The sequence below is a fragment of the Extensimonas soli genome (genome assembly GCF_029211265.1).
GTDB classification, from domain to species: Bacteria; Pseudomonadota; Gammaproteobacteria; order Burkholderiales; family Burkholderiaceae_C; genus Extensimonas; species Extensimonas soli.
In genome coordinates this window covers 75,599-101,997 of the sequence record NZ_JARGEL010000032.1, presented here as the reverse complement: position 1 = coordinate 101,997, position 26,399 = coordinate 75,599, and the positions used below count along the sequence as shown (strand labels likewise).

Annotated in this window: 21 protein-coding genes; 2 read left to right on the top strand and 19 right to left on the bottom strand. The window is 54.7% G+C overall.

The window, feature by feature from the left end:
* Positions 1 to 22 precede the first annotated feature (22 nt).
* The 18 genes from PYV55_RS15495 to PYV55_RS15410 form a co-directional block, all read right to left on the bottom strand.
* A complete protein-coding gene (locus tag PYV55_RS15495) occupies positions 23 to 772 on the bottom strand; it encodes a VPLPA-CTERM sorting domain-containing protein (RefSeq protein WP_275853037.1) in 750 nt (249 codons plus the stop codon).
* A 72-nt stretch (positions 773 to 844) separates the two neighbouring features.
* Positions 845 to 1,675, bottom strand: coding sequence for an ExeA family protein (locus tag PYV55_RS15490; protein WP_275853034.1), 831 nt, complete (start codon positions 1,673 to 1,675; stop codon positions 845 to 847).
* A gap of 5 nt (positions 1,676 to 1,680) precedes the next feature.
* Positions 1,681 to 4,083 (bottom strand): tetratricopeptide repeat protein, encoded by a 2,403-nt coding sequence (locus PYV55_RS15485; protein ID WP_275853031.1) that lies wholly within the window; start codon positions 4,081 to 4,083, stop codon positions 1,681 to 1,683.
* Between the two features lie 25 nt (positions 4,084 to 4,108).
* Positions 4,109 to 5,659 carry a VPLPA-CTERM-specific exosortase XrtD gene (xrtD, locus tag PYV55_RS15480; protein WP_275853029.1) on the bottom strand — a complete coding sequence of 517 codons (1,551 nt, stop codon included), beginning with the start codon at positions 5,657 to 5,659 and terminating at the stop codon, positions 4,109 to 4,111.
* A 158-nt stretch (positions 5,660 to 5,817) separates the two neighbouring features.
* Entirely contained in the window at positions 5,818 to 6,555 is a 738-nt protein-coding gene (locus PYV55_RS15475) for a WecB/TagA/CpsF family glycosyltransferase (protein ID WP_275853026.1), read from the bottom strand.
* 53 nt (positions 6,556 to 6,608) lie between these two features.
* Complete coding sequence (locus PYV55_RS15470; RefSeq protein WP_275853024.1) at positions 6,609 to 7,673, bottom strand: glycosyltransferase family 2 protein; 1,065 nt, start codon at positions 7,671 to 7,673, stop codon at positions 6,609 to 6,611.
* Between the two features lie 128 nt (positions 7,674 to 7,801).
* Positions 7,802 to 9,022: a glycosyltransferase family 4 protein gene (locus PYV55_RS15465; protein WP_275853021.1), complete on the bottom strand. Its 1,221-nt coding sequence runs from the start codon at positions 9,020 to 9,022 to the stop codon at positions 7,802 to 7,804.
* Complete coding sequence (locus PYV55_RS15460; protein ID WP_275853018.1) at positions 9,019 to 9,516, bottom strand: hypothetical protein; 498 nt, start codon at positions 9,514 to 9,516, stop codon at positions 9,019 to 9,021. Before PYV55_RS15460 ends, PYV55_RS15465 begins: the two co-directional genes overlap by 4 nt.
* Before the next feature lie 74 nt (positions 9,517 to 9,590).
* Positions 9,591 to 10,463, bottom strand: a complete 873-nt coding sequence (locus tag PYV55_RS15455) for an alpha-1,2-fucosyltransferase (RefSeq protein ID WP_275853016.1) — start codon at positions 10,461 to 10,463, stop codon at positions 9,591 to 9,593.
* The gene (locus PYV55_RS15450; protein WP_275853014.1) at positions 10,460 to 11,179 is read right to left on the bottom strand and encodes a glycosyltransferase family 25 protein; all 720 of its coding nucleotides are present in this window, start codon (positions 11,177 to 11,179) and stop codon (positions 10,460 to 10,462) included. Before PYV55_RS15450 ends, PYV55_RS15455 begins: the two co-directional genes overlap by 4 nt.
* An 8-nt stretch (positions 11,180 to 11,187) precedes the next feature.
* Complete coding sequence (locus tag PYV55_RS15445) at positions 11,188 to 12,162, bottom strand: glycosyltransferase family 2 protein (RefSeq protein WP_275853013.1); 975 nt, start codon at positions 12,160 to 12,162, stop codon at positions 11,188 to 11,190.
* The gene (locus PYV55_RS15440; RefSeq protein WP_275853009.1) at positions 12,155 to 12,643 is read right to left on the bottom strand and encodes a serine O-acetyltransferase; all 489 of its coding nucleotides are present in this window, start codon (positions 12,641 to 12,643) and stop codon (positions 12,155 to 12,157) included. The genes PYV55_RS15445 and PYV55_RS15440 overlap by 8 nt, the downstream gene beginning before the upstream one ends.
* An 8-nt stretch (positions 12,644 to 12,651) precedes the next feature.
* The gene (locus tag PYV55_RS15435; RefSeq protein WP_275853007.1) at positions 12,652 to 13,179 is read right to left on the bottom strand and encodes a serine O-acetyltransferase; all 528 of its coding nucleotides are present in this window, start codon (positions 13,177 to 13,179) and stop codon (positions 12,652 to 12,654) included.
* Between the two features lie 14 nt (positions 13,180 to 13,193).
* Positions 13,194 to 14,252, bottom strand: coding sequence for an acyltransferase family protein (locus PYV55_RS15430; RefSeq protein ID WP_275853005.1), 1,059 nt, complete (start codon positions 14,250 to 14,252; stop codon positions 13,194 to 13,196).
* Between the two features lie 15 nt (positions 14,253 to 14,267).
* Positions 14,268 to 15,314 (bottom strand): glycosyltransferase family protein, encoded by a 1,047-nt coding sequence (locus PYV55_RS15425; RefSeq protein ID WP_275853002.1) that lies wholly within the window; start codon positions 15,312 to 15,314, stop codon positions 14,268 to 14,270.
* 4 nt (positions 15,315 to 15,318) lie between these two features.
* The gene (locus PYV55_RS15420) at positions 15,319 to 16,278 is read right to left on the bottom strand and encodes a glycosyltransferase family 2 protein (protein WP_275853000.1); all 960 of its coding nucleotides are present in this window, start codon (positions 16,276 to 16,278) and stop codon (positions 15,319 to 15,321) included.
* Positions 16,279 to 16,905 (bottom strand): acyltransferase, encoded by a 627-nt coding sequence (locus PYV55_RS15415; protein ID WP_275852998.1) that lies wholly within the window; start codon positions 16,903 to 16,905, stop codon positions 16,279 to 16,281.
* Positions 16,906 to 17,339: 434 nt separating this feature from the next.
* Positions 17,340 to 19,115 carry an ABC transporter ATP-binding protein gene (locus PYV55_RS15410; protein ID WP_275852996.1) on the bottom strand — a complete coding sequence of 592 codons (1,776 nt, stop codon included), beginning with the start codon at positions 19,113 to 19,115 and terminating at the stop codon, positions 17,340 to 17,342.
* 109 nt (positions 19,116 to 19,224) lie between these two features.
* Between PYV55_RS15410 and PYV55_RS15405 the strand changes: the two genes are divergently transcribed.
* Entirely contained in the window at positions 19,225 to 20,706 is a 1,482-nt protein-coding gene (locus PYV55_RS15405) for an O-antigen ligase family protein (RefSeq protein ID WP_275852994.1), read from the top strand.
* Positions 20,703 to 23,288, top strand: a complete 2,586-nt coding sequence (locus tag PYV55_RS15400; protein WP_275852992.1) for a cellulase family glycosylhydrolase — start codon at positions 20,703 to 20,705, stop codon at positions 23,286 to 23,288. Before PYV55_RS15405 ends, PYV55_RS15400 begins: the two co-directional genes overlap by 4 nt.
* Positions 23,289 to 25,565: 2,277 nt before the next feature.
* On the opposite strand, the gene PYV55_RS15395 is transcribed toward PYV55_RS15400, so the two are convergent.
* Positions 25,566 to 26,387: a CpsD/CapB family tyrosine-protein kinase gene (locus PYV55_RS15395; protein WP_275852988.1), complete on the bottom strand. Its 822-nt coding sequence runs from the start codon at positions 26,385 to 26,387 to the stop codon at positions 25,566 to 25,568.
* Between the last annotated feature and the right edge of the window lie 12 nt (positions 26,388 to 26,399).

Here is a 26,399-nt window from a genome sequence, read left to right as displayed (position 1 = left end):
TTTTTGGAAGAAGCAAACAGATTCAAGCCACTGCTGCGGGCGTGGCACGCCGACGCCGCTGCATCAATCCACCCAAACCAAGGGCAGAGCCGAACAGCAATGCGGCGGCAGGGATGGGAGTTGGCAAAACCGTAACCAAATCCTGCGCACTTCCATTGGAAAGCATCACGATTTTATACTTCCCGGTATCTGCGGAGCTGCTCAAATTGTTAAGCCACCCTTGCGCCATATCCCTGGCAGATGTCGAATCCCCATTAAAGAGTGGGGCGCTAGCACGGAAATTACCGCTCGACAAATCTAGATTGGAATTGGCAGATTCATTCACCACTTCCCAAATCGCCAGCTGCATTGCAGCGGATGTGATGCTGTTGGCTGCGCTCAAAACAGTCTGATAGTTTTGCGCAATGAGCTCTTGCAGTCTGCCCGCCCAACTCGGATTGGCAGCAGTCAAGTCTGTAGTTGTGTAGTTATAGTTCGATCCCTGAGTGATCGATTGGGTGAGTTCGATACACCAAGTCAAAATCGAACTACCCGTCTTAAATTGCGGATCATTAGAGGTGTTCACCTTCATGGTGAAACCGCCAGCAGGCTGGTTATAGTCAGAGACATATGGATTGCCATTCTGCAAATTGAAGTTTTCGTACCCGTATGCTGCACCATTAAATGCCAGGTTTACCGTTCCTGCCGTTGCCGCATGCATGGGCGCCATCACGCCCACAACCATTCCGGCAACTACAGAAATCGCTTTGAGAGAAAATTTGAGCTTGCTCATTGAGGACCTCCTTTAAAAAAACGTAGCTGAAGGTTACCGCTTGATTCGGTCACGCTCAATGAGCTGAACGGTCTATGCCGTCGGTGGTACAGAGAGCACTCCGTATTCCTGCCTGTCCCGCAGCACATCCTCCACCAGCGCTGCATCGATCACTACACTATCTGAAGCAAAGCCATAGACCAGCAACGTGTCGCATAGGATGTTGATACTACGCGGCACCCCGTGCGACGCCTGAGCGATGCGCTGCACCGCCGCGGGCGTGAAAAGTGGCTCCTCTCTACCTGCCACCTGAAGGCGGTGCGTGATGTAGGCGGCAACTTCTTCAGAGGTCAGCGGCGGAATGAAAAAGTCCACCGCCACGCGCTGCGCGAACTGGTGCAGCTCAGGCTTTTGCAGCAGATCACGCAGCTGCGGCTGGCCCACCAGAATCACCTGCAGCAGCTGGGCCTTGTCCACGTTGATGTTGGACAGCATGCGCAAGGACTCCAGCGCTCCCACGCTCAGGTTTTGCGCCTCATCGACGATCAGGATGGTTCTGCGGCCAGCGCCATACTCGTTGATCAAAAAGCGCTGGAATGCATCGTACCGGGCCACCGAGGACATGCCTTCGTAGGGCTGCCCGAAGGCCAGCATGATCCATTCGAGTAAATCCGCGATGTCCGGATGGGTGTTGTACACCAGGCCCACTGTCAGATCTGGCCCCAGTTGGTTCAGCAGGTGGCGTATCAGGGTTGTTTTGCCACAGCCAATATCTCCACAAATCACGGAAAAATTGGCGCGGTTCTGAATCCCATACTGCAGCATCGTGTACGCCAGGCTGTGGCGCTTACCCAGAAACAAAAAGTCGGGGTCTGGCTGAATGGAAAAAGGCTTTTCCTTCAACCCATAAAACGCTTCGTACATGCTGTTTAGAGTCCCTGCAGGGCTTTTTTGGCGCTCTCCACCTGCGGGAAGGGCTGCTTCGCCGAAAGCGCCACCGCCTTTTCCAAGGCCGGCTTGGCCAAGGTCTTGTTGTTTCTGGCCAGTTGCACCTGCCCGTAGTGGTATTGCACCACAGCCCTGTCTGGCAACTGGTCTGCCGCTGACTTGAGCAGTACCACGGCATCCTCGTTCTTGCCCACGCGGTAACTGGCCCAGCCCAGTGTGTCCTTGAACTGCGGCACGTTGGTATTCTTCAGGCGCTGCGCCAATTGGTAAGCCCTGTCTGCACTGGCTTTATCCTCACGGTAGTCTGCCAACAGACTGGCAAGGTTGTTCACCACCACCTCCGCGCCTGGCCGCTCTTTGATGAGCTGTTCATACACGGCGATAGCTTCGTCGATGCGCTTGAGCGCTTCCAACACCCCCGCCTGCGCCAGGCGCAAATTGAAATCCGCTGGCACGGCCTTCAGCCCTTTTTCGAGCGTGGCCTCGGCCTCCGCGAACTTGCCCTGCGCGGAAAACAGCGCAGCCAAACCGCCATACGCCGGGGCAAACTGCGCGTCTTGCGCAATCATCGCCTCATAAGCCTTTTGGGCGCCAGCCGCATCCCCCGTCTGCTGCAGCAACTGCGCGAGCAACAGCTGCGCATTCAGATTGTCCGGCGAAGCCTTCACCACCCCTTGCATGAAAGAAACGGCCTCTTTGCTCTTGCCTGCGGCCAGATAAGTGCTCACCAAGGCCATCATGGGGCGCACCTCGGTGGGCGACAACTCATAAGCCTTGCGGAATGACGCAATGCTGCCATCGAAGTTGCGCCGTGCGGCAAATACGGCCCCCTGAATCTGGCTCGCTGCTGCGGTCTGGTCTTTCATCTTCGCGACCGCGTCCGCAACGGCCTGCGCATTGGTCAGGTCGCCGGTGCTTAAGTAAGCTTGTGCCAACAATTGCAGCGCCGGGACGTGGTTGGGAGTGATGCCCAATACCTCACGCAACACCTCCTGCGCCTGCTTGGCCTTGCCACTTTGCAACAAAAATTGCGCGTAATTCACGCCGAACTGTGGCGACTGCTGCTTGCCCGCCTGAAAACTGCGCCCCAGGTAGTCCATCGCCAGATCACGCGAGCCTTGCAATTCGTGCGCCCTGCCCAATAGGGCCATGGCGCGCGCCGAGTTAGGTACGTCGCGCAAAATGGTGCGCAAGTCTGCCACGGCGTCATCCAGGCGCTGCTCGTCCATGGCCACACTGGCCTTCAACAGCAAAGCCTGCTCATTGCGCGCGTCTTTGGCCAAAACCTCCTCGATCAGTTTCTTGCCTTCGGACTTATCGCCCCGCTTGAGCAACTCCACCGCGAGCGCATCGCGCGCTTTCAAGCCGGCCTCTTCGGTGCCAGCCTGCTGGATCACCTCGCGCAACACGCTTTCTGCTTGCGCACTTTTCCCTTGCGCCAACAACGTGCTCGCCAGGGCAAAGCGCAACTCATGATTCTTGGGCTCGGCCGCAATCAGTTTGTTCAGCTCGGCCATGCCAGCATCTTCGCCTCGCGCCGAGGCCAGAAAACGCACGACATCCAGCTTGGCCTGCAAGTCTTTGGGAAATGCCTGCACAACCGCACGATATTCCGCTTCGGCCTTGTCTTTTTGCCCATGCAGCGTGTAATACTGCGCCAGCAGTGTGCGAAAAGATTTATTGTCCGGGTAAAGCGTAATCAGCTTGCGAAACACCTGCTCGGCCTGCTCGTGCTGGGCCATTTTTTCAAGGGCTTGCGCCTTGATCAGCTGCAGGGCCACGTCGCGCTCATTGGCAGCCAGGCCCTGATCGAGATACCTCACGGCAGCTGCGGCGTCGTCCGCCGCCAGGCGCTCCGAAGCCAGCACCACCAGCGCATCGACCTGGGCAGGCTCCTTGCGCAGGGCTTGTTGGGCAAGCTCCACCGCTTTTTTGCGATCGTCAAGCTTGAACATCAGCGCCGCGCGCAGGGCCAGCACGTCGGCGTCCTCCGGGGCCAAGGCCATAGCGGCATCACTTGCCGCCAAAGCCTTGTCTAGCACCCCGGCAGCCAAAAGCAATTTGGCCAAACGCAGCTGCGCAGTCAAGTTCTTAGGGTCGAGCTCCGCCACCTTGCTTAACAAGGCATATGCCTTGTCCCACTCGGCAGAGCGCTCGGCAATATCCACCAGCCCCATGAGCGCCGGGACATAGCTGGGGTTGATCTGCAAGGCATTCTGAAACTCCAGCCTAGCCTTCATCCATTCGCCTTTGGCCATGAGTTCGGTGCCGCGCGCATTGAAACGCGCCACTTTTTCTTCGGGTGAGGAACACCCCAAGACCACGACCACGGTCGCGGCCAAGGCCCACTTGCTCAGTGCCCCAAATTTGTTCTTACTCGTCATATCGTTCAACCCATCGGTTCGTTTGCTATTCGGGCACGTAGGGCCCAAGCATAGGTACGGCCAGCCTCACCAGCCGTTGCAGGCGCTCGTCCGCGCGCTGCACATTTTCTGCCGGGCCCAAAGCCGTCACCACACGCACCAACGCGCCATCGGTACGGTTGCGCGTCAAAGCGTCCTGCAGCAGATACCACTTCATCCAATACTCGTTCGCAATGCGTCGTCCGCGCTGCTCAAACCAGTAATACACCAACTGTCTCTGCCCACTTTTGTCGATCAGCACCCGCACCGCCTCCATAGGCTTGCCATCGGTCAGCGGAAACTTTACCTGCTCGATCGCAGAAATCACCCAGCCGCCTCCCGGAATGCACACCTGCGGCGAGTGCGGTGAAATGCCCTTGCGCTGCGAAGCGTAATAGGCGACGTAGAAATTTACCTGCGCGCCGTCCGGGTCCACGTAGTCGGCCAGCACGTAATCGCTGAAACCCAGCGCCTGCTCGACATCGATCGACAGCGACGACTCCTGCCGGGCCCGCCAGTCACCCAACTCCAGCGGAAAAGTCTTCAGGCTCTGGCGCAAGGGTTGCTCTTCAGCGCGCCCGCCCAACTGGTACACCAGCACCGAAGCTGCAGCCAACAGCAGCACGCCCGCTGCCAACTGCTTGCCCACGCCAGCCTCCGCAGGCCGCACAGGCTCCACTGCGGCTACAGCGGGCAACTTTTGCACCTCCAGCAATGGTCGGTGCTGGGTATAACGCTCGATCAGCCAGATTTCGAGCATCAAGACCAGCTGACAAATCAGAAAAATCACCCAGCCTTCAAAGTAGTGCAAAAAGCCATCCGCCATGCCGCTGCCCCAGCGCTCCACCAACACCCCCACCATGGCAATCCGCAAACTGTTCGTCAGCACGGTGATAGGGATAGTGCTCAAAAACACCAGCACCCGCCAGCGCAAGGCGGCTGGGTACATGTAGGCCATCAAAAAACCGATGCTCAACAGGGGGTACAGGTAGCGCAGGCCGCTGCATGCCTCCACGACCTGCAGCTTGTAAACACCCAAATCGATCACATTGCCTTCGAGGTACACCGCATAGCCCAGGGCACGCAATACGGTCACACCCAGCGACGAGGAAAGCAGCTGCAGGCGCCACGAAATTTGCGAATCCATGAAGTACGGCAATGGAATCGCAAACAGCAGGAACGCAATGGGCAGCCAAGCCACGCGCAGCAACGAAACCCCGCCGTAACACAGCACCACCCCCACCAGCGCGAGCAAAAAGCCCAGCTGAATGAGCAGAAAAATGGCCGTGACCTCCCCCAGCACCAGCAGCGCAGCGCTCAGCGCCAGAGCCACCAAACCCCATGCCGAGGGCGCGCCTACACTTTCACGCAGAGCCTGGCGCCGGCTCCACAACAGCCAAAGCGAAATCAACGGCAGGAAAAAACCGTGGCTGTATTCCTCTTGCTTGTACCAGCGGTGCACCAGGTCGAGCAGGCCGCCACCAAACGCCAAAAAGGTCAGCAGCAGCGCAAAAACAAGCAAAGCCTCGTTGAGGCGAAATTTGTGTGGAGCCGTCACGGGTGATTCGAAGAAATTTGGGTGGCAGATACTAGCAGTTACCCACACTCAAGTGATCCACCCCAGCGTGGGAAGGCTTAAGCCAGTTGGGCTATTTACGCATCTTTCTGAACCTTACCGCCCTCACCTGGCAACGCCTGGGTGCCAGCCAGATCTGATCACTTCGCATTGACCCAAAGCCCCAAAAAAGCCAAACCATCGTGCCAGTAGCGCCTGATCAGCGCCGGCTCCTCCTTGATGCGCCACACCCACTCGAGCCCCAGTTGCTGCCAAATTTCAGGAGCACGACGCACAGTCCCGGCCACAAAATTGACCACTGCACCCAGGTGACTCACCACGGGCACCTGCAAGTGCGGCAGATTATGAGTGATCCAGGCCTGCCCCTTTTTAGCGCCCAGGGCAACCACCAAAAAATCGGCGCCACTGGCATTGATGCGATCCAGCACCTGCGGACCAGACATCTCCTCGACACTTCCAAAGCCGGGGCATAGGGCGCCCACCGCCTGCATGGAGCCTCCCTGCGCAAACTCGGCATTCAACACTTGGCAGGCTGCGTCTGCAACACCCGGTAAGCCACCAAAAAAGAACACTCTCACCGGCCGTCCCAGCACCGACTGGCCAGCCCCGCAGCGCAGGGCTTCGAACAAGTCTGATCCCGCCACCCGCTCGGGCAAGGGCGTCCCCTGTTTGCGGGCAAGCCACAAAATGGGCATGCCGTCGGCCACGCTCATATCGCTTTGCAGCACAGACGCCTTGAAAGCCTCATCCGTTTGCGCCGCCACCAAGAAGTTCAGATTCGGGGTGGACAAAAAAAGCCGGCGGCGGTCACGCATCGCTTCGCACAGGCGACGCACGGCCTCCGCTTTGTCCACCACGTCAAAAGGCAGGCCGGCCACGTAAACCTTCCGGGTCGTATGCGCGGTCGTATGCACCACAGGTTTTGTCACAGTCACTTTCGCTCTGTCCGAACCCATGCCTTTTGCCGTCGAAAAACATACCCTGCATAAATCGGCAATTTGGCCAGCATGTAGCCCGGCACGCTTAACCATTCATGCGCACTGACCAAATCACGCCCCCAACCCTGCCAAGCCTGCCACAAGGTGACTTGGAACAGGAAAATAAGCAACGTTGCCAGCACCAGCGGAGCCGCCCACGCTGCGCCAGCCACAAGCACCAACACCAGGCTGGCCAACCACAGGCCGCACAACACTACCCCCAACAATGCCAGTGGCGGCACCAGCAAGTCCAGCGCCATAGCCACCACCGCCACGTTGCCTGAGCGCAAACCGCGCCAGAGCAACTTGGGGCCCAAACTCTGCAGAACGCTCAAATGCCCATGCTCCCAGCGTTTGCGCTGGCTTTGCTGGGCCGCAATTGCTGTCGGGAATTCACTCGTCACCCTTGCGCTGGGGCAAAACAATGGTGGGGCGCCAGCCAATGCCAAGTCAGCGCCCAGTTTCATGTCTTCAACCAAGTGCCCATTGGCCAGGTCCATGCCCTGCACTATGGGCCATGGAAATGCCATTCCTGTCCCCATCAATTGACACGGCCACCCTAGGCGGTGCCAGCCCAGTGGACGCGCCCAATTTTTCACGCGCCAAGCCCAGGCAGCCAAACGCTGCTTTAGCGAAGCAGCCGCATTGGGGAGCATTAAGTCCAAGGATTGAACGGGCCGCCCTTGAGTCATAGCCAGGTTTGCCAAACGCTGCAAACTTCCCGGCTCGACCCAACAATCCGCATCCACGATCACCAGCACATCGGGTGGATTGCGAGCCAAGTAGCGCACGCCAAAGTCCAAGGCAAAGCCTTTGCCGCGATCTGAAGCATGGCTGCGCTCCACAACCTCAGCCCCAGCCGCCCGCGCCACCTGCGCGGTATCGTCAGTGCAGTTGTCAGCCACCACCAGCAAGCGATCCCCCGCCTGTAGTTGCGGCAGCAAGGTGCGCAATGTGGACTCGATCACCTCTTGCTCGTTGTGCGCCGGCACCAATACGGCCACCGTTGGGCGCTTCATCTCATCGATAGCGGGAGGCGCAGGCTCAATAACAGCCCCACGTGCCAGACAAACTTGAAACAGTAAGACGCAAACCGGCACCGCACACGCCAGCCCAGCCACGCACAAAACAAGCTGCACTGCACCTATCAACACAAGCCGCCTCCTTTTGCCGCCTGGCGAAACAATTGCAGCAAATGGCTCGCTTCAGCGTCAACATCGTGGTGTTGCAATACTTTTTGATAGGCCTTGGTTCCCATATCATCCAATTCAGCTGTGCTGGCCCACACGCAGTCCTGCATTGCCTGCGCCAAAGCGTCCACATCGCCCGCCGGAAACAACCAGCCATGCTCCCCGTGCTGAACCAGTTCGGGAATGCCCGCGACAAAGGTGGACAGCACAGGGCGACGCAAGGCCATGGCTTCCATGATGACCACCGGCAAGCCCTCGGCAAAACTCGGCAAAACCAAGGCACGTGCAGCCAATAACTCCTGCCGCACCTGCTCGGCGCTGATCCAGCCCGTAATGCGAACTTGTGCCTGCAGGCCGTGGAACACGATCAGACGCTCTACCTCGGGCCGCATTTCGCCGTCGCCCGCCAGGACCAGCTCAACGCGCACACCCTTATCGTGCAACTGCCGCACGGCACCCAGCAACAACAGCTGGCCCTTTTGTTCACACAACCGGCCTACGCATACCAAACGCGGGACGGCAGGCACCGGAACATGGGCCACCTGATGAAAGGCCTTGTCCAACCCGCAGCGCACCACGTTCACCTTGGGCCAGTGCGCATGCCCTACCCATCGATACAACTGGCTGCGCCCAAAAGAACTGATAGCCACCACGAAGCGAGCGCGCTCGATCTTCTCGCGCAAGTGCAAACCCAGCGGCTTGTCAAACTCTTCCGGCCCGTGCACGGTGAAGCTGAAACCCGGCCCGCCCAGCGCGTGGGCCAGCATCACCACCTCGACCGAATTGGTGCCAAAGTGAGCATGCACATGCTCCACCCCGGTACCGCGCAAAAAGGCCAGCACCTTGCAGGCTTCGGCCAGATAAATCCAGTGGTAGGGCAAGGGCCGCTCAGACATGCGGGCCATGCGGCCAGCCAACAGCCAGGCCTTGCTCAAGCGCACCGGGTGGCGCAGCAATTGCCCCAGCACAGCGCCCAACAAACCGCGCAGCCCCCCACGCAGCACATAGTGCGTTTTGCCCTGCTCGGCCTGGTCTTCTACATCCACCACCGGGTCGTCCCACCCGCGCAAAGCCATGCGCACAACGGTTGCTCCCTGGCGCTCCAGCGCCAGAATCTCCCGCCGAATGAAGCTGTGGCTGACCTTGGGGTATTGGTTGATGAAATACGCGAGCTTCACGCAGACTCCCTGGCTCGCAGCCACGCCCCAACAGCCAAAAGCGCCAAAGCTCCATTTTCAATCATTACATTCACCTTGACATCAAACCAGCTCAAATTGATAAAAGCATCCATGTGGTGAAAAGACGCCGCCCTGATGCCCACAAACGCCACCAAGAATACAGCCCCACATAAAGCCATGATGGTGGACTTTGGCATGCCAAAAGAGACCCACACCAAAATCGCACACAGCGTCAAGCCCATCACGCTCCAAGCGGCGATAAAGGCCAGTTGCACGCGACGACGATCCTCATACCAACCGTGGGCATGCGCTACCATTCGGCTCATTTCGGTGAAGGCCGTTTGCAAGTCGAGTTGCTTGTTCACCCCCAGCACCACCAACCCCAGCAGCAAACACCACCACAAGCGCTTTTCTGTGGCTCCCAGCCATGGTTCCAACATAGCCTCGCGGGCAATCACGCTGTACACCATCCCCGCCGCCACAACGTAGGCCACTACAGTGATCCACCCCGCCAGTGTTGGGTCACCAATGCCAGGCGACCAGCGACCAATCCATCCAACTGAATTTATCATTTATTCAATCGGGCCAAAATACGTTTACCCGTCGCAAACGGATGCCTGATTCTCCAGAATTGGAAATTATCCCAAATCGGGCGCAGAGATTGCACTGCGCACCAGTCATCCGGAAGAATGCCACGAATTGGAACCGGCACACCCGGCCTGCACCACTCTAAGGGAGAAACAATCTTGGCACTTTTACATAAATTCAGATAGGCGCCCCACCACGCGAATGTCGAATTGGTTATTATATTTCCACGCCCACATATCGACATCAAATACAACTGCTCGTGCGGATTAAGACCATCCATGTAAATAAATTCCCCGCTTCCAGGCAACTTCTTAAGAAACTCCTTAGCCAAATCCAGTCTATCAGCAAAAACCACAACAGCACCGGAATTATCAAACAGACTCAACCCCTTTTGGTAATAACTCAGCGGATAGAGAGGAAAAAACTCTCGCGTAGCAGCATAATCATAATCTAAGCGCAACGATAGACTCAAAGCCGAAGGAAAATTAACATCAGGATATTTTTCCAAAGCCGAAAATTTCACCTCATACTTAAAGGAAAACCATTGCTTTACAGCACTTTCATCTGCATAATACTTATTCGACTGGAAATATCCCTCTATATCAGTATTATCCTGGATATGCAACGCACTTTCAGTGTATCCCGCCTCTCCAGACTGGGTGTATATTTTATCCAAGCCACTTGGCGAATCTGCACGCAAGTCCTGATCGGCGAGATCAAAAATTTGATCCCCTTCCCAATCTGGACACCAAAATTGAATTCCTAGCCGCTGCGCCCGGTCACGCAAAAAAGCATATTGAAATAATTGATTCCCGAGTCTGCCATAATTCCCCAACTTGCTGAATGCAATCATGCACCACTCCATTTGTTCCTCAAGAACCTCAAAACACCTATGACATTTTTAACAACTGGTGCACGGTCATACCAGCGCCTAGCATGCACATCCGTGGCCGAACTACGCTGAAACGCCAACTCCGGCACAGCAATCAGCGTAATTATTTCAGAATGGTCTTTACGAAACCATGAATATGCACCATCCACATGCATGGGCCCACCTTCGGGCGATCCCGGAGGACGCCGGAGCATCGCCTCAAAATACGCCACCACCATTGGCACCACGGGGCCACGCAAAGCAATACAATGCGACCCCATCAAACCAGTATTCGGCAAAACGATTTGCAAGCCGGATGCACGAGGCTGCAACGTAAAATGGTTCAATGCTCCACCATAAAAAATTCCCCAGTCCAGTTTCTGTAATCCGTCATCCATTTGGGGTAGCATTGCAGCCATGTTTTTGCTGAAATCGCAATCATCTTCCAGTATCAAGATATTGCCCATGCCCTTGGTCTGCGCCATCTGCAGCACGCCCAAATGGCTCATAAAACAACCCCGCGCGCCAATAGATGGAAATCCCCCCGGCGCATCCGGGCGCACCGCGGGGAAGAGCACCACCTTTTCGTGCTGGAGCGACAAACCCAGCCGTCGCAATTGCTGATCCATCTCGCGTCGCCGGTCAGCACGCGCTGGCAGGTTGATCACAAAGATCGCATCAAAATTTTCCAGCCACACGCGGCACCTCACTTGTATTCGATTAATCTGCCATGGCTACGCCATAACCGGTCCCACGCAAACTGCAGAACTCCCATAGCCTCCGGAAATTTGCCCAGCACCAAAAACACCGCTCGCTGCAAGCCCCCTGGAAGGCGCCGCAAACGCCAAATCTGCAGCGGATACGTACAGCCCAGCAATAGCCATGCCGGATGGACGAAACAGGCCAGCAGCAGCATGAGCACAGGCAACACCGCGCCCCATACCAAGGCACTCACCGTCTCTTTGACCCAATGCCGCTCTGGTGCTGCGCCATGCAGCCAGGCACCTTGTGCAAACGCATACCCCGCACGTTTGCTGCGTTTCCACCACTGCCCAAAGCGCGTCATGGCTGCGTCATGTAGCGTCATTTCAGCATCCAGCCGGTGTATACGCCAACCAGCTTGCCGCAGCCGCACACACAACTCTGGCTCCTCACCGGCGATCAGGTCATCACGGTAGCCGCCCACCTGTTGCAAAGCGCTCACGCGCACCAGCGCATCACCGCCGCAGGCCTTGGCATCGCCCACGGGGGTGTTCCATTCCAGGTCGCACAAGCGGTTGTAAACAGAACGCTCCGGAAACCTCTCGCGCCGGCGCCCGCACGCTACGGCATAGCCCGGGTTTTGAAGCAAAAACAACAACGCTTTGTCGAGCCAGCCATCCGCCACCACGCAGTCCCCATCGACAAATTGAACGAACTCCAGCCCTGGGGCCAACTGCAACAGCGCGCGCCAACCCTCGTTGCGGGCACGTGCCGCAGTAAAAGGCACCGTCATGTCCAAATTGACAACGTGCACGCCCATGGCCTGCGCCAGCGCCACTGACCCGTCCGTGGAACCCGAATCCACGTACACCACATGCGCCACACGATGCACCACCGACGCCAAACACGCGCGCAAACGCTCACCCTCGTTGCGACCTATGGCTACCAAACCAATCCGATCCAGACAGGCGTCACCCATGGGATAGCTCTCGCACCACTGCAGGTACACCGATTGCCAAAGCATGCTCTGGCACGTCGCCCAACACCACCGCATTAGCCCCAATTTGCGCATGCGCTCCCACGCGAATATCCCCCAGCAATTTTGCTCCGGCCCCCACATCGACGTGGCCTTCCAGCACTGGTGCTTCTGTGCCGCCCCGCGTGCCAAGGGTCACCTGTTGAAAAAGCAGGCAATTCGGGCCGATTTTGGCAGCGGGGTGAATCACTACTCCATTCGGATGCGGCAGCAGCAAACCGCCCTCAATCTGGCTGTTCAGCGGAATATCGGCCCCACTTATTGCACTCCAAAATCTGTGACGCAGCACGGACCAACGGCGAAACAAGGAGGCCAGCAAATGGCGGCTGGCACGGTGTTTTTGGTAGGCGCGGATGCTTGCCAACAGACTTTTACCTGGGTTCCACTCCCCGGGACGTTTGTATTCACGGCTCCAGTCAGGCATGGTACTGCTTACGTCTGGTTGCATGCCAGCACCTTTCTCGGCTTGATGACGGCAGGGACGCCATAGGCTACGTGGTTGTCGGGCACGTCGCACAACACTACGGCATTGGCACCTATCGCCACGTTGTTCCCTATGCGTATATTGCCTAGCAATTTCGCCCCAGCTCCAATGTCCACATTATTGCCAATCTGGGGCGCGCAAGGCTCGTCCACGCGCCGCAACCCCACAACCACGCCATTGCGTATACGGCAATTGTCACCAAAACTCGCGTAGCCGCTGATAACGATACCGCCAAAATGGTCTATCACAAAATTCTTACCCAGCCGCACTTCGCACGGCAGCTCAATACCCGTGACGATCTGCACCAGCTTATACAGCACCTTGTAAATGAGTGAAAATAGCTTTCGCAACAAAGCCGGGCGTACACTATAACGCCAACGGCCAAAGCGGTACACCAGCAACGCCCAAAATCCTTGGGCGCCCCAATCGCCATCGTGGGCGGCTAAGTCCGATCTAATGAATGAAAACAATTTCATCTCAACGCATCATTTCACCGCATTACATCAGCATGATTATTCAAAGCAAAATCACGTATAAACTTCTGCGCAGGCATCTCAAATTTTCGAAAAACCACCGCAGAAATCGTAAAGACCAAAATTAAGTACCCCACAAAAAACCAGACACTGAAAACCGGCAGCTGCAACCCCAACCATCCAAAAACCAAGATCACCGCCAACTGCAAAGGAAAGTGCATCAAATAACTTGCATAATTTAGGCCGCCCAAAAAATCAAAAACCCCTAACAAGCGCTGGTTTTTTAAAGGCAGAATTGCCATTAAAATAACGATAAGCGGCACAAGCATGAATAAAAAAACTTCTTCCGAGACCATATCGAAAAAATAAAAAATAGAAAACAATAGAAAACAATAGAAACACAATAAACCAACAAATTTCTCCCTTGGCAAATCAGAACTCAAAAGCATCGCAGATAAAATACCAACAAAAAAATATGCACCACATTCAAAAAACTCATTCCCGACACCAGCGAACCAAATCACGGCACAAAAAAACGCAACCATCAATGACGCCATCTTGAACATTGAAGCAAGCCGCAACAGAAAAACAAAACCAAAATATACAAAAACCTCTACAGATACTGACCACACCGGCCCATTAAAACTCAACCGCCAAACATCAAACCAACTACTTACGAAAAATATCTGGCGAATAAATGCCTTTATTCCATTATCTTGATAGACAAAATATGAATCATATCTATGATGATAAATATATTGCAGCAATGCAACCAAAAGCAGGGTTAAAAAATGAAGGGGATACAATCTCGAAAATCTATTGACGAAAAAATTCCAAAGTTTTACGATATCCCGATTGCGTAAAAAATATCGCATGCAAAACACAAATCCGCTCAAGCACCAAAATACCTGAACTCCATAAGATCCGTGGTTATAGAAAAAATTCAAATAATTATAAAGTGGTTGTTCGCTGGCAACATACGCCACCTTTTCCGCGGCATAGAAATGTTGGTAGTGCCACACCAACACTGAGAATGCCGAAAAAAATCTTAGAAGCTCCAGTCCATGTGCTTTCACCATTACCCTCTTCAATCAGAGAATTTCTTTATTTCTCAAAAGAGCCAACCCGATCAAATCGGATTTGAATTCACTCCCAATCTTTATACCCCACATCTCTGAAAATTGCGAAATCCTGTATCGCCAGTCATGGCGCGCAATAACATTCATTACGGCTTCGCGCCTGATTTCGGCAAAATTAGAAAAATTTCCTAAAATTTCTTCCACTTCTTCGACAGCGACCGCCGCATCCTCCGACAGCTCAACCGTTGCATTGTCCCAGAATAGCATCTCGTCGGCCATTCTTGAAATCGGCCTTTTACCAACGACCAGACATCCTGCAGCCAAAGACTCCAGCCATCTACTGGTCAGCATCATGCTTCTTGGTCTGCTCCCCTCGGGCTCGCAAAACAGATGAAACGCCAAAGACACCTTCGCTCGTTGAAGCAACTTGAACAGCATTCCTCTTTCTATTGCTATATCAGGCCCCGTAGTCGATCCTATGGGAGAATGCAAAAAAAGATAGGGGTTTTTCACGTCATGGAAACGAACCTTCATTGCTTTCAAATAAGAAATCGGCAAGCGTCCAAACCCTATCAAATCTATTGAACGCGCAACATTGTTTTGTGGAACCACCTTGTAACAATCAATACCGTGATATACGCAACTCGCCTCAACTCCATACTTATTGCGTAGAAAATCAACATCTTCGTGCGCTGTAACAGCCAAAAGATCATAATCCCTCACGACATTCGAATAACCTTCATAGAAGTATGAGTCCGCAACCCAGGCAACAATTTTACCAAACCTATATCTATAATCACCCAGCGCACGAATTAGAGCCAGATCCAATGAACTCCGAGCGATCACAATCAAAAGATCACCCGCAATGTCGCCTGCATATCCTTCTGCAACTATTTCCCCCTTCTTCATCAACACCCTGTCCCAGCGACTATAAGGTGGATTTTTTATAGAAATAATCGTTGCCTGGAGATATTTAGCCAACAACTCCGCAAGCTCATCAATGGCCAACCACCCGACAAAAGGGTATGTTCGCCCTTGATTCAAAATAAAAATTTTCATTCTCTTACCGAGTTGGATATTTACCCCAAGCAGTTTTTCTTAATGAATGCCGGGTCAGCAGCCAGTGTTTTATGTATTGAGTTAGCGCAGGCCTACCCCGACACGTCAACAGGCTCTTGAGGCATAAATAGAAATCCCCTATGGTTGTAAAAATAAAATGTTTAACTATCCCAGAAATCCCAAAGAATTTTCGAAAATACAAAATTTCGCTTTCAATCTGCAAGGCGGATAGTTGCTTGCCCGTTGCCGAAATTTCACCTTCAGATTTTGCACTTTCGCCCCCGATGTGGACGACAGAAGTATGAGGATAGTACACAACTTGCCAGCCCGCCTTTTTTACGCGCCTGCAGTGATCCACCTCTTCGTAATACAAAAAGTAGCGTGGGTCAAACAAGCCCAACTGGTCGAGCACCTGCCGGCGCACCAAGTAATAGCAACCAGGCACCCAGTCGCATTCGCGCACACTCGCATGGTCCCATGTCATATCATCCACCATGCGCGATTGCAGAAAGAAGCGCCCCAGCCCCGTACGCGACAAAAATACATTCCATGGCGTGGGGAAGTAACGACAGCTCGGTTGCAGGGCGCCATCACGCCCCAGCAGCTTCACACCCAGCACTCCGCAGAGCGGGTGCGCATCCATGTACGCCAAAGTACGCTGCAAGGTCTCCGGCTGCACAAAGGCATCGGTGTTCAGCAACAACACATAGTCACCCTGCACATGCCTGAGCAACTGGTTATTGGCTCGGCCAAAACCTACGTTCTCGGCATTGACCTCCAGCCGCGCAAATGGAAACTGCGAACGCAACACAGCAACCGATTCATCTCGAGAGGCGTTATCCACCACCCAATAGCGCACCTGCAGACCCTGCGCTGCCCGCTCGCAAGCGGCAAACATGGGGGCCAGCAAATTGGCCGTGTTGTAGTTGACAATGAGGATGTCGAGCACGCCAATATTTTTCATTCATTTTTTGGTTATACCAGACTCTGAATCATAAAAAAAGGCTACACGGCGGCGCACCAATTCCGGCTCCAACGTGGGGTCGTACGTCCCCTCGCGCTGCCTGATCAAGTCGATCCACGGATAGCTATTGCTTCGCTCTTCCACTCTCTGCAACAACTCTTGAGTCGTGCAAATGATGCCCGCCGGATTACCGCCCACTACCGTTCCGGGGAGCACATCCTTGGTAACGACCGCACCTGCTGCAACGATCGAATTCGGCCCTATGGTGACCCCCGGCAAGACAATAGCACCATGGCCTACGAAACAGTTATCTTGAATAATCACGGGACCAACTGAGTCCAGTTTTTTCCCGAATTGGTTATTCAGAACATTGATAGAGGCATCATGCCCCAACAGTACGCAATCCGAAAGGATGACGTTACTACCCACCCTGGTGTAAGCAGGGTCCGTTACCACACACCCAAAATTGATTGAAGTCTGCTCACCAATTGACTGGAAACCACCCCAGCGAGCCAAAAAACTTCCCCATTCCAGATTGTTTGGCAGACAAATACGACGATATAGTCTTTGTGCTCTTCCAGTACGCCAAGTGTACGCACGCACAACCTTTCGCAGCAGCCCCATCATGTGCAACACCCCCACAGCTTGATATACCCTCTATTTCACCTTTTTTTCCACGTTCACAGTCCCGATGTAAGGCCCTTTCGAACTGCTGGCCAAAAGCATCCCAGCTGGCATCGGCCATCGTTGCAAAAGCGTGGGCTGAAACGGTTCGCCACTGGGTATCTCCCAATTCAATAATTTTGGCCAAAGCTTCGGCGGCAGCGTCTGCATCATCCACATCACCTGGCATAAATGGCCGCCACGCGGATACAAGCAGAATAACCGACAGAAGGAAGCAAAAAATTTTCATTAATTCATTATTGGAATTCTTTAGATAATTTCACTTCGAATTTTTATAAATCGAAAATTTAGGCGAACCCTGAAAAACAAATTTTTAAGAGTGCTGCATCGATTTATCTTTTCATATCGCGAAATCACGACCGAAAGGGATGCACCCGTTAGAAGGCAACTTCATGTGCGGAAAAATTATTTTTTATTAATTTCAGCCTTCCATCAACTACTTGATATATATAGTGACAGCGCTCCAGTGTTGACGTGCGATGAGCAATCATTAGAATCACCATTTCTGGATTCAAATGGTAAATCGCATCCATCACTTTTGATTCTGTATCACTGTCCAAGGCACTGGTTGCCTCATCCAGCACCAGCATATCAGCTGATTTGTATAAAGCGCGTGCAATACCTATGCGTTGACGTTGTCCACCAGAAAGTTGGACACCTCTCTCCCCTACCCGCGTATCCAAGCCACGCGGCAATTGGCGCACCACATCTGTCAACTGGGCCTGCTCCACTGCCACCATCAACCGAGACATGTCAATCTCTGCTTTAGCTACCCCCAAAGCAATATTTTCTGCGATGCTGCTATCTGTTAGAAAAATGGCCTGCGGCACATGCGCAATCCTCCGCTGCCAGGTCGAACGATTTGATTCATTTATTTCCATACCGTCCACGCTAATAACCCCGGAGGTGGGGTTCAGCAAACACATAATCAAATCAATAAGCGTACTTTTCCCACTGCCAGTCGCACCAACAAAGCCAATTCGCTGACCCCGATTAATTCTCAAGTCAACAGATTTGATAATATTAGGTAAATTACTTGCGTAACGAAACTCCAACCCTTGCAACTCAACCAACACCCCAGATCGATAAAAACCGCGTTCCTCCACATTATTTTTAGCGCTTTTCATTGATTCTTCATGGGTCGGCAGTCTCAAAAAATACATAACATCTTCCGCAATACCCAAACTACCCTGAATGCAAGCTACAGAATTATAAATATTCTGCAGATACGGCAATAATCGCTGCGCCCCTAGTGCCAGCGCCCCCAGCAATGGAATAGCCTGCACTGCTGTGTCTTGTGTTTTTGTCAGATTATAAGCAAAGACAATCATCATAATGATGCCAGCACTTTCCACCACATATTTTGGCGCAATCGCCAAAAACGAATTTACAGCCTGAGCCCGCCGTAGCCGTCGATCGCTCTGAGAAAACGCGTTTACATATACAGAGCAATTACCATCCAAAATTACATCCCGAATGGAACCGATACCCTCTTGTATGATTTTAATTTTTTGAGTTTCTGCTGCGGCGATAATTTCGCTATTCTTTTTCAGTTTATTTTTCGCCCACTGATTTATTAAATAATACATTCCACCAAAAGCAATTCCAGCCAGCAAAGCAACCTTCACATTAACCAAAAGTATACCGACCAGAATAGCAAAAGTCATGACCGAGGCAATTACCATTTGCATTGCCGGCGCCAAAACACACATAACCAACGGGGTTACCTTTCCCATTCCTGAAATAGTTTCGCTGCTGTTTCTTTGCAAATGAAAATGATATGGTTGCCGCAAGATACGATGGTAAATTTCCTCCCCGAAATCGGCGCCCACTATATATACAAAACGAGCACTGATCCAACTCAAAAGCAGGCGCAACAACGCTGCAAGTGCAGCCGTACACGCAAAAAGCCATGATGCGGCGAGCAATGGCCCTCCACCAAGATAATGCCCCAAAAAGGACAGCACCTGCACAAACACTTCAGGAATACCAGCCAAGTCAGGCTTGGTCAACAAGGCCAAAAAAGGCAAGACGGCCCCCAAGGAGAACATTTCGGCCAACGCTCCAATCACCATCAACACCAGCACCAGCGCCAACTGCCACCGTCGACGCGGGGTCAGTTGAGCATAGATGTCACGAAGCAGTTCAAACATGGTAAGTAGCAATGGGCCCGCTCGGGCCCCCTATAGTTCACAGCAGCTTGAGTCTATGGCCTTAGACTGCCGGCTGACGCTTTGTCGAGAATAACACTTCATTTTGTCCATGCCTGAACATCTGCGCGCGCTCGTGGTGGTATTGATCCTTTCGGGCCTAGTGCTCGCGACTGTCCGACCGTCTTTTGCAGCCCTGCTGGGTGCAGCAACGGTGCAGCGCTGGCGCAATGCCTGGCTCGGCCTGACCTTGCTGGCGTTTTTGGCTCCGAATTTTTGGATTTTTGCGGTGCTGTCCAGCCTGTGGCTGCTTGCCAGCTTGCGGCGCGAAATTGACGTGATTGCCGGCTTTTACTTGCTGGTGTTGTTTGCCGTTCCGCCCGCCACCATCCAAGTGCCAGGGCTGGGCCTGATCAACTACCTGATCGAGCTGAACTACCCACGCCTGCTGTCGCTGGTGCTGCTGTTGCCCGCTACCTTGCTACTGCGTCAGCAAAAAAACCGCTGGCGCTTGGGGGCGACGTGGCCGGACAAATGCCTGCTGGCGTATGTGCTGCTGCGGGCGGTGCTCGAGTTTCGCGCCACGAATGCGACCAACGCCTTGCGCGGCTGCTTTTACCTGCTGCTCGACGTGTGGCTGCCGTATTACGTGGTCAGCCGCAGTGTGCGCAGTATGGATGCGTTCAAGGCTGCCCTGTCTGGCATGGTGCTGGCCGGCTTGCTGCTGGCAGCTATGGGCATGCTTGAATACCTGAAGTCCTGGAAACTGTACGGAGCCATGGTAGGAAACCTGGGGCTGAACTGGGGCTTGGGTGGCTACTTGGGGCGTGGTGGCAATTTGCGCGCATCTGCGAGCGTGGGGCATTCCATTGCATATGGTTACGTATTGCTGGTTTGCTGGGGGCTCTACTTTTTCCTGCGGGAACAAATCAGCCGCCCATGGATGCGCAAACTGGGCAATCTGCTGCTTTTTGGCGGCTTGGTGGCGTCTCTCTCCCGTGGCCCCTGGATAGGCGCAACGACATGCTTGCTGGTGTTTTTGGCTACGGGGCCCAAGGCTCTGGTAAAGATCGCCGGTGCTGTGGCCGCAGGCGCAATCAGCATTCCAATGTTGATGATGTTCCCGGCTGGTCAGAAAATGGTGGACTTACTGCCCTTCATTGGCACGATCGAGACCGAAAACATTGATTACCGAACACGCTTGCTGGACAACGCCTTGGTGGTGATTCAGCGCAACCTATGGTTCGGCTCCGAAAGCTACATGAACACACCAGAGATGCAGTCGATGATTCAGGGGGAAGGCATCATCGACATTGTCAATACTTATGTGGGCATAGCGTTGGACTATGGCATGGTGGGCTTGGCCCTTTTCCTGAGCGTGCTGCTAGGCAATGCCTGGGCTGTGTGGCAATGTCAAAAACGCTGGCCAACCGGCTCCCCCGAAAAGTTGCTGGGCCGCGCCTTGCTGGCCAGCATGGTGGGCGCCATGGTCACCATTTTTACCGTCAGCAGCATCAGCCTGGTGCCCACTGTGTACTGGTGCCTGGCTGGGCTGTGCCTTGCCTATACCCAAACCTTCAGGAGCCGCGCATGATCAACCGCACCATCAGCCGGCGGCTCGCCGCTATCTGCGTATGGCTGCAATGCTGTCTGGCCTGGGCCGGACCGGCGTGGCAGGTCAGCGTGAATGAAACCCATGTTCTGCCACAGTTGACCGTGGGCGGTGCCCGTGGTTTTGACACCCAGGTTGTCTTTTTTGGTGCCAACTGGGCGTGGGCGCACACCCAATTTGCCAGCACACTGGAAAACAGCATCTACACCAGTGTGGGCCGCAACAGCACATTGGGTTTTGAATTGACCACCACGGCCCAACAGGCTGAACCAAAGGAGTTGCGTTACCAGTTCCAGTTGAAAGCGGCGGCCTCTCGGCAAAACGTGGTGGGAGGGGGACTGGTATTCAATTTTGACCTGAACAGCTTTGGCAGCAGCATGGGCAACCCGGTACTTTTGCCCGGCAACACCGGCTGGCAATGGGGCCGTCCCGGCGGGCCGCAAGTAACCATACGATTCAAGCCTGCTCTGCCTGCCGTGTTTTTCGAGCGCGGCAACCCGGCGGAAGTTCGCGCCTATTTTTACAGCGGCGACATTCCCGCAGGGGTACGCAGTTACACGGCCACGCTGACCTGGAATGACGCGGTGAACTTTGTTCCTACCCTGCGTGAACGCCTGGGCGGGAAACCCGCTGACAGCTGGCCCAAGGACGCCTTGGAGCCCAACCGCATACCGATCGACCTGACATTCATGAATGCCGAGGATAAACCGGCAGGACGGCATGGCTTGCTGCAAGTGAACGGCGACGCTTTGCAATTCGCGGATGGCACACCTGCCAGGTTCTGGGGCACCAACATTGCGGCCTACGCGCTGTACCAAACCCCGCGCGAAGCAGTGCCACAGCAAGCGAAACGTCTGGCAGCCCTGGGATTCAACCTTGTACGTCTGCACCACCACGACTCCTTCTGGGTTAACCCCAATGTGTTTGGCAACCCTCAAACCTACTCCAGTACACAAAACCTTTCAGCGAACAGCCTGGACAAACTGGACTGGTGGGTAAAGTGCCTCAAAGACGAAGGCATTTACGTTTGGCTGGACATGCACGTGCAGCGCGGCCTCAAATCTGGCGACAACATTTACGGTTTTGACGAAATCAGCAAGGGCAAAGACCAGACTGACCTGAAAGGTTACAGCCACGTCAACCAGACCATACAACAGGCCATGAAGCGTTTTCAGCAGGCTTATCTGGACAGAAAAAACCCCTACACCGGCCTGGCCTATAAGGACGAACCCGCAGTGGCCGCCCTGCTGGTCACGAACGAAAACGACATCACCCACCACTTTGGCAATGCACTGCTGCCAGACAAGGGAGTGCCCTTGCACAACAAACTGTACACCGCTGAGGCCAATGCCTTTGCCAGTGCACACAATCTTCCAGCCGATAAGGTGTGGCGAAGTTGGGAAGATGGCCCCAGCAAGCTGTTTTTGAACGACCTGGAGCAGCGCTTTGGTTCGGACATGGTGGCCCACCTGCGCCAGTTGGGCATGAAGCAGCCCGTGGTAACCACCAGTTCCTGGGGCTACAACCCCATCAGCAGCCTGCCAGCGTTGACCGCCGGCAACATGATCGACGTGCACAGCTATGGGGGCGCGGGCCAATTGGAAATGAACCCGCTGGTGGCCGCCAATGCAGCGCACTGGATGGCCGCCGGCCAGGTGGTAGGCATGCCCATGGCGGTGAGCGAGTGGAACGCCGAACCCTTTCCGCTGCCCGACCGGCATGCTTTGCCCCTGTACATAGCCGCCACCGCCAGCCATCAGGGGTGGGATGCGCTGATGCACTATGCCTACAGCCAAGAGGGCTTCAAAGGCGCTGGCAGCCCTTCCAACTGGCACGCATACAACGACCCTTCGCTCTTGCCCATGCTGAGCGCTGCGGCGCTGCTGTACCGTGAACGCCACGTGCGCCCGGCCACAAGCACCTATGTCTTCGACCCCGGCGCTGAGGTGTTCTACAGTCAGACCATTTCTGCTGGCAACGCACCCGCTCTGCGCACAGCCATGGAAAAGGGCAGGTTGCTGATTGCCATGCCCGCCACCAAGGAACTGCCGTGGCTCAAGCGCAGAGCCCTGCCCGCAGGCGCTACGGTGCTGCGTGACCCGGCGAAGCCCGTGATCGACCCCAACGCAACCCAGGCCTCCACCGACACAGGTGAATTGACGCGCAACTGGGAAGATGGCATTTACACCATCAACACCCCCCGCACCCGCGCCGCCATGGGCTGGATCGGCAGCAAGACCGTGCGCCTGCCGGATGTGACGCTGGAGCTGGCCACTCGCAATGCCAGCGTGGCGGTGCAAAGCCTCAACGAACTGGCGGTGGGTCAATCAAACCAATTGCTCATCAGCATTGGCACCCGTTCGCAGCCACAGCCGGGCAACAAAACGCCGTTTTTGGTGGAACCACTGGAAGGCACTATCCACGTCAAGGCCCCCAAGGGCTTGAAGGCCTACCGCAATGGTCCGTTCAACCAGTGGCTGGAAATGCCCAGCACCTATGCCGATGGACGGTATTCCATGGTGCTGGATGGCGGCCGGGCCGTGCAATGGCTGATGTTGCGTTAGACGTTTTCAGATGAAGGACGGCCGCTTGCGCAGGGCGGCTATTTGACGACCAAGTCCCGAATCCACACCGAGCCTTTGCTGGCCCGAATACGCGCCACACTCAAACCCTCTGGCAGCACCACTGTGAGCGAACTCGTTTCTTTCGGCTGCCCGCTGCCGTCCGCAACGGGCAGCAACTCACCATTCAGCTTTCCATTCACAAAGAGTTGCAAGCGGTCCGTTGCAGCAGCGTTCAGAGTGGTCATACTGATTTGGTATTGGCCAGGCTGGGCAACGCGTATCGGCACCAACACCATTTCAGATTTTGCCAGATCAGATTCGTTTGCATTGATGCGATAGGCACTTCCGCCAAATCCCCAAGAGGTGTCACCATCCGTCCGGCTTTGAATGGCCGATGTATTGCTGCGTAAATAAACCGTACCAGGTACCGCAGTCCCCAAGGTCACAGCCGGCAAGGGTCGCTTAGCCAAGGCGTCAATGGCTTGCAGTTTGGGACTTGTGGTGTCCGAGACCGTACTCAACGAAAGACCATCGATAAACGCCCAAGGCGCTGCACTGTTGTAGGCGTAATACACTAGCAAGTCACCACCATTGGAAACCCACATGTTGCTAGCAACCAGCATACGATCTTTCATGCGTGGATCAGCGTTGTAGGTGTAGGCGAGCTGCTCAGTACCACTGACAGACCCCAACGCGCTCCCCCCTGGCCCTGGCCCTCCTTCATAGGCCACGGTTTTGAGTCCATAACCCTTGGTCCAAATGGCGTCTGTAGCTACGCTTTGACCAAAGCTGGCAGTAGGCAAATTGTCAAAATAAGCCTGCATGGTCGCCGCAGACGTATCAGCAGGCTGCACTGAGGAATCATAATAGGCAGCCCCGCCTCCACCGTACCACAGCTTGGTCACGTCACCATAGTAACCTTCTGCCCAGGCAAGGCCAAGGGACAAATATAAATTACCGTTGCCCACTTGACTCGCCAAAATGGGACGTACCGTGTCCATCATGGCGGCATTACCAAAGACGCTTCTAAAGGATTGGCTGATGAAGGCGGAGCGATACGCAATCCAGCGGCGCAAGGCGATGTATTGATCATTGACCGGCCCATCGTAGGCGATTGGATGGCTGATGTTGAGACGGTTGGCATTTGCTAAGTCCAAAGCCCAGTAAAAACCCCAAAATCCTGGCCCAGAATTCCAGAGCTCATTGCCATACTCAACGTACACGCGGAGGCCTGGCTTGAGCGGAGGATATTTTGGCTTACTTTGGCTGCTGGTGTAGGGTTCTGAGCCATCTGAGCCATATTTGAGCAGGTTCGCCAATTTTTGAATGTAGGCATCATCAGCCTTGACGGGCACGTTGATCCACAAGTCCCGATTCGCGGCATTGGCCAACATCACCATCAACTCCCACGGCTGGCCTTTGTCACCCGTGCTGCCAAGCCAGTCGATGCGGGTGCGCTCCGCCCAGGTCTGGGTCGCATTGCTGTTGGCACTGATGAAATCCATGGTGCGAATCACACTGAACTTCCGCATGGCCGCAATGAACTCTTTGGTAAAGAGCACTGAGCCGTCCGTAGGATAGCCAGGACGCCATAGATGGACATTGCCAATACCATCTGCCGAACTGGAAGATGCCGTCCTGCGGGTGTTGAGAAACGTGAGCCAGTTATTGCCAACCGAATCTTGCGGCAAAACGATATCCACCGAAGTCGTATTACTTGCAGCATCGTATATCTGATTCGCCACAACTCCATTAGGTGATGCCGCCAGACTGACATCTGCCCTACCTTGAAAAGTCAGTTTGTACGTTCCCGCACCAATACGTCTAGAATTGAAAATCAAATAGCAGTCCTGCCGCGGCGCGCCCTGTGGGTCGAAGTCCACGTCGTAACCCCAGGAAAGGGTGCGAAATTGCGCCTGCCGCACCACGTCGGCCATGGCAAAGCTGTTATCCCAATAGCTAAGCTGGCCTATGCCTATGCCTACTTCTGCGGTAGGTTGAACNGCGTGGGCGTGGGCGTGGGCGTGGGCGTGGGCGTGGGCGTGGGCGTGGGCGTGGGCGTGGGCGTGGGCGTGGGCGTGGGCGTGGGCGTGGGCGTGGGCGTGGGCGTGGGCGTGGGCGTGGGCGTGGGCGTGGGCGTATCGACCGCGATGCTCCCGGGCACAGTGGACGGAGTTGGAGCGTTGATAGCACTAACCCCAGCGTCACCACCACCGCAGGCGTTAAAGAACAGGCTCGAAAGAGCGAACAAGCAAAAAATGAAGCGTGAAAGCATGGTCAGTAATAATCTTTGCGCACGAGTGCTTCGTCTTTGTTCAGAGCAACGCCGAGTAAATTAGCTCCACCCAAATGGCGCATGGCCTCTTCGATTTCCTTTTGATTCGACATACCGCTGCCAACCACCATGAGCGCGCAGTCAATGCGCGGCAGCACAGCTAGCACGTCATCTGCGGCAAGCACGGGGGGCAAGTCAAATATGACGATGCGATCCTGGTAGCGGTCGTGCAGCTCCTCAATAATGCCCGCGACCCTGCTGGAAGAAAGCACCTCTGACGATTTGGGCACTGGCCGAGCCGTGGGCAACACCACCAAACGCGGCAGGCCAGGGTTGACCAGCGCCTGCGGCACCTCCGCCTGACCGGAGAGCACGTCATTGAAAGACACCTGACGCTTCAAACCCAGGTAGCTGGCGACCATGGGACGGCGCAGATCAAAGTCCACCAACATGGCAGTGCGCTGGGTTTGATGGGCAATGCTGGTGGCTAGGTTGATGGCGACCACGGTTTTGCCAGAATCTAGCGTGGGCGAAGTGATGGCCAGAGTGCGCCAGCCATGCTCGTCCATTTTTTGCAACACCTTGGTGCGCAGCACATCAAACGCCCAATTGGCATGATGGTTTTTGTTGAATGCAACAATTCGATTTTTCTCCAAATCAGCAGAATCGAGATTTACTACATCGGTATAGAGGTAGTTCACCTCGATCTGTCCATTCAACGTTTGCGCTTTCGCCTCCTGACCAACCGCTGGGGCTGCGCCGGAAGGGACTCCAGCGGTCGCTTGTGTCTTGGCCTTCTCAATGGCTTGCTTGATACGTTCCATGATCTACACCAC

Excerpts from the sequence above, each read along its gene's own strand:
- PYV55_RS15445 (WP_275853013.1), bottom strand. The coding sequence starts at position 12,162 with ATGGGTGACGCCTGTCTGGATCGGATTGGTTTGGTAGCCATAGGTCGC.
- PYV55_RS15400 (WP_275852992.1), top strand. The coding sequence starts at position 20,703 with ATGATCAACCGCACCATCAGCCGGCGGCTCGCCGCTATCTGCGTATGG.
- PYV55_RS15485 (WP_275853031.1), bottom strand. The coding sequence starts at position 4,083 with ATGACGAGTAAGAACAAATTTGGGGCACTGAGCAAGTGGGCCTTGGCC.
- PYV55_RS15420 (WP_275853000.1), bottom strand. The coding sequence starts at position 16,278 with ATGAAAAATATTGGCGTGCTCGACATCCTCATTGTCAACTACAACACG.
- PYV55_RS15435 (WP_275853007.1), bottom strand. The coding sequence starts at position 13,179 with ATGAAATTGTTTTCATTCATTAGATCGGACTTAGCCGCCCACGATGGC.
- PYV55_RS15440 (WP_275853009.1), bottom strand. The coding sequence starts at position 12,643 with ATGCCTGACTGGAGCCGTGAATACAAACGTCCCGGGGAGTGGAACCCA.
- PYV55_RS15415 (WP_275852998.1), bottom strand. The coding sequence starts at position 16,905 with ATGATGGGGCTGCTGCGAAAGGTTGTGCGTGCGTACACTTGGCGTACT.
- PYV55_RS15495 (WP_275853037.1), bottom strand. The coding sequence starts at position 772 with ATGAGCAAGCTCAAATTTTCTCTCAAAGCGATTTCTGTAGTTGCCGGA.
- PYV55_RS15490 (WP_275853034.1), bottom strand. The coding sequence starts at position 1,675 with ATGTACGAAGCGTTTTATGGGTTGAAGGAAAAGCCTTTTTCCATTCAG.
- PYV55_RS15395 (WP_275852988.1), bottom strand. The coding sequence starts at position 26,387 with ATGGAACGTATCAAGCAAGCCATTGAGAAGGCCAAGACACAAGCGACC.
- PYV55_RS15405 (WP_275852994.1), top strand. The coding sequence starts at position 19,225 with ATGCCTGAACATCTGCGCGCGCTCGTGGTGGTATTGATCCTTTCGGGC.
- PYV55_RS15455 (WP_275853016.1), bottom strand. The coding sequence starts at position 10,463 with ATGATTGCATTCAGCAAGTTGGGGAATTATGGCAGACTCGGGAATCAA.
- PYV55_RS15470 (WP_275853024.1), bottom strand. The coding sequence starts at position 7,673 with ATGAAGCGCCCAACGGTGGCCGTATTGGTGCCGGCGCACAACGAGCAA.
- PYV55_RS15410 (WP_275852996.1), bottom strand. The coding sequence starts at position 19,115 with ATGTTTGAACTGCTTCGTGACATCTATGCTCAACTGACCCCGCGTCGA.
- PYV55_RS15425 (WP_275853002.1), bottom strand. The coding sequence starts at position 15,314 with ATGAAAATTTTTATTTTGAATCAAGGGCGAACATACCCTTTTGTCGGG.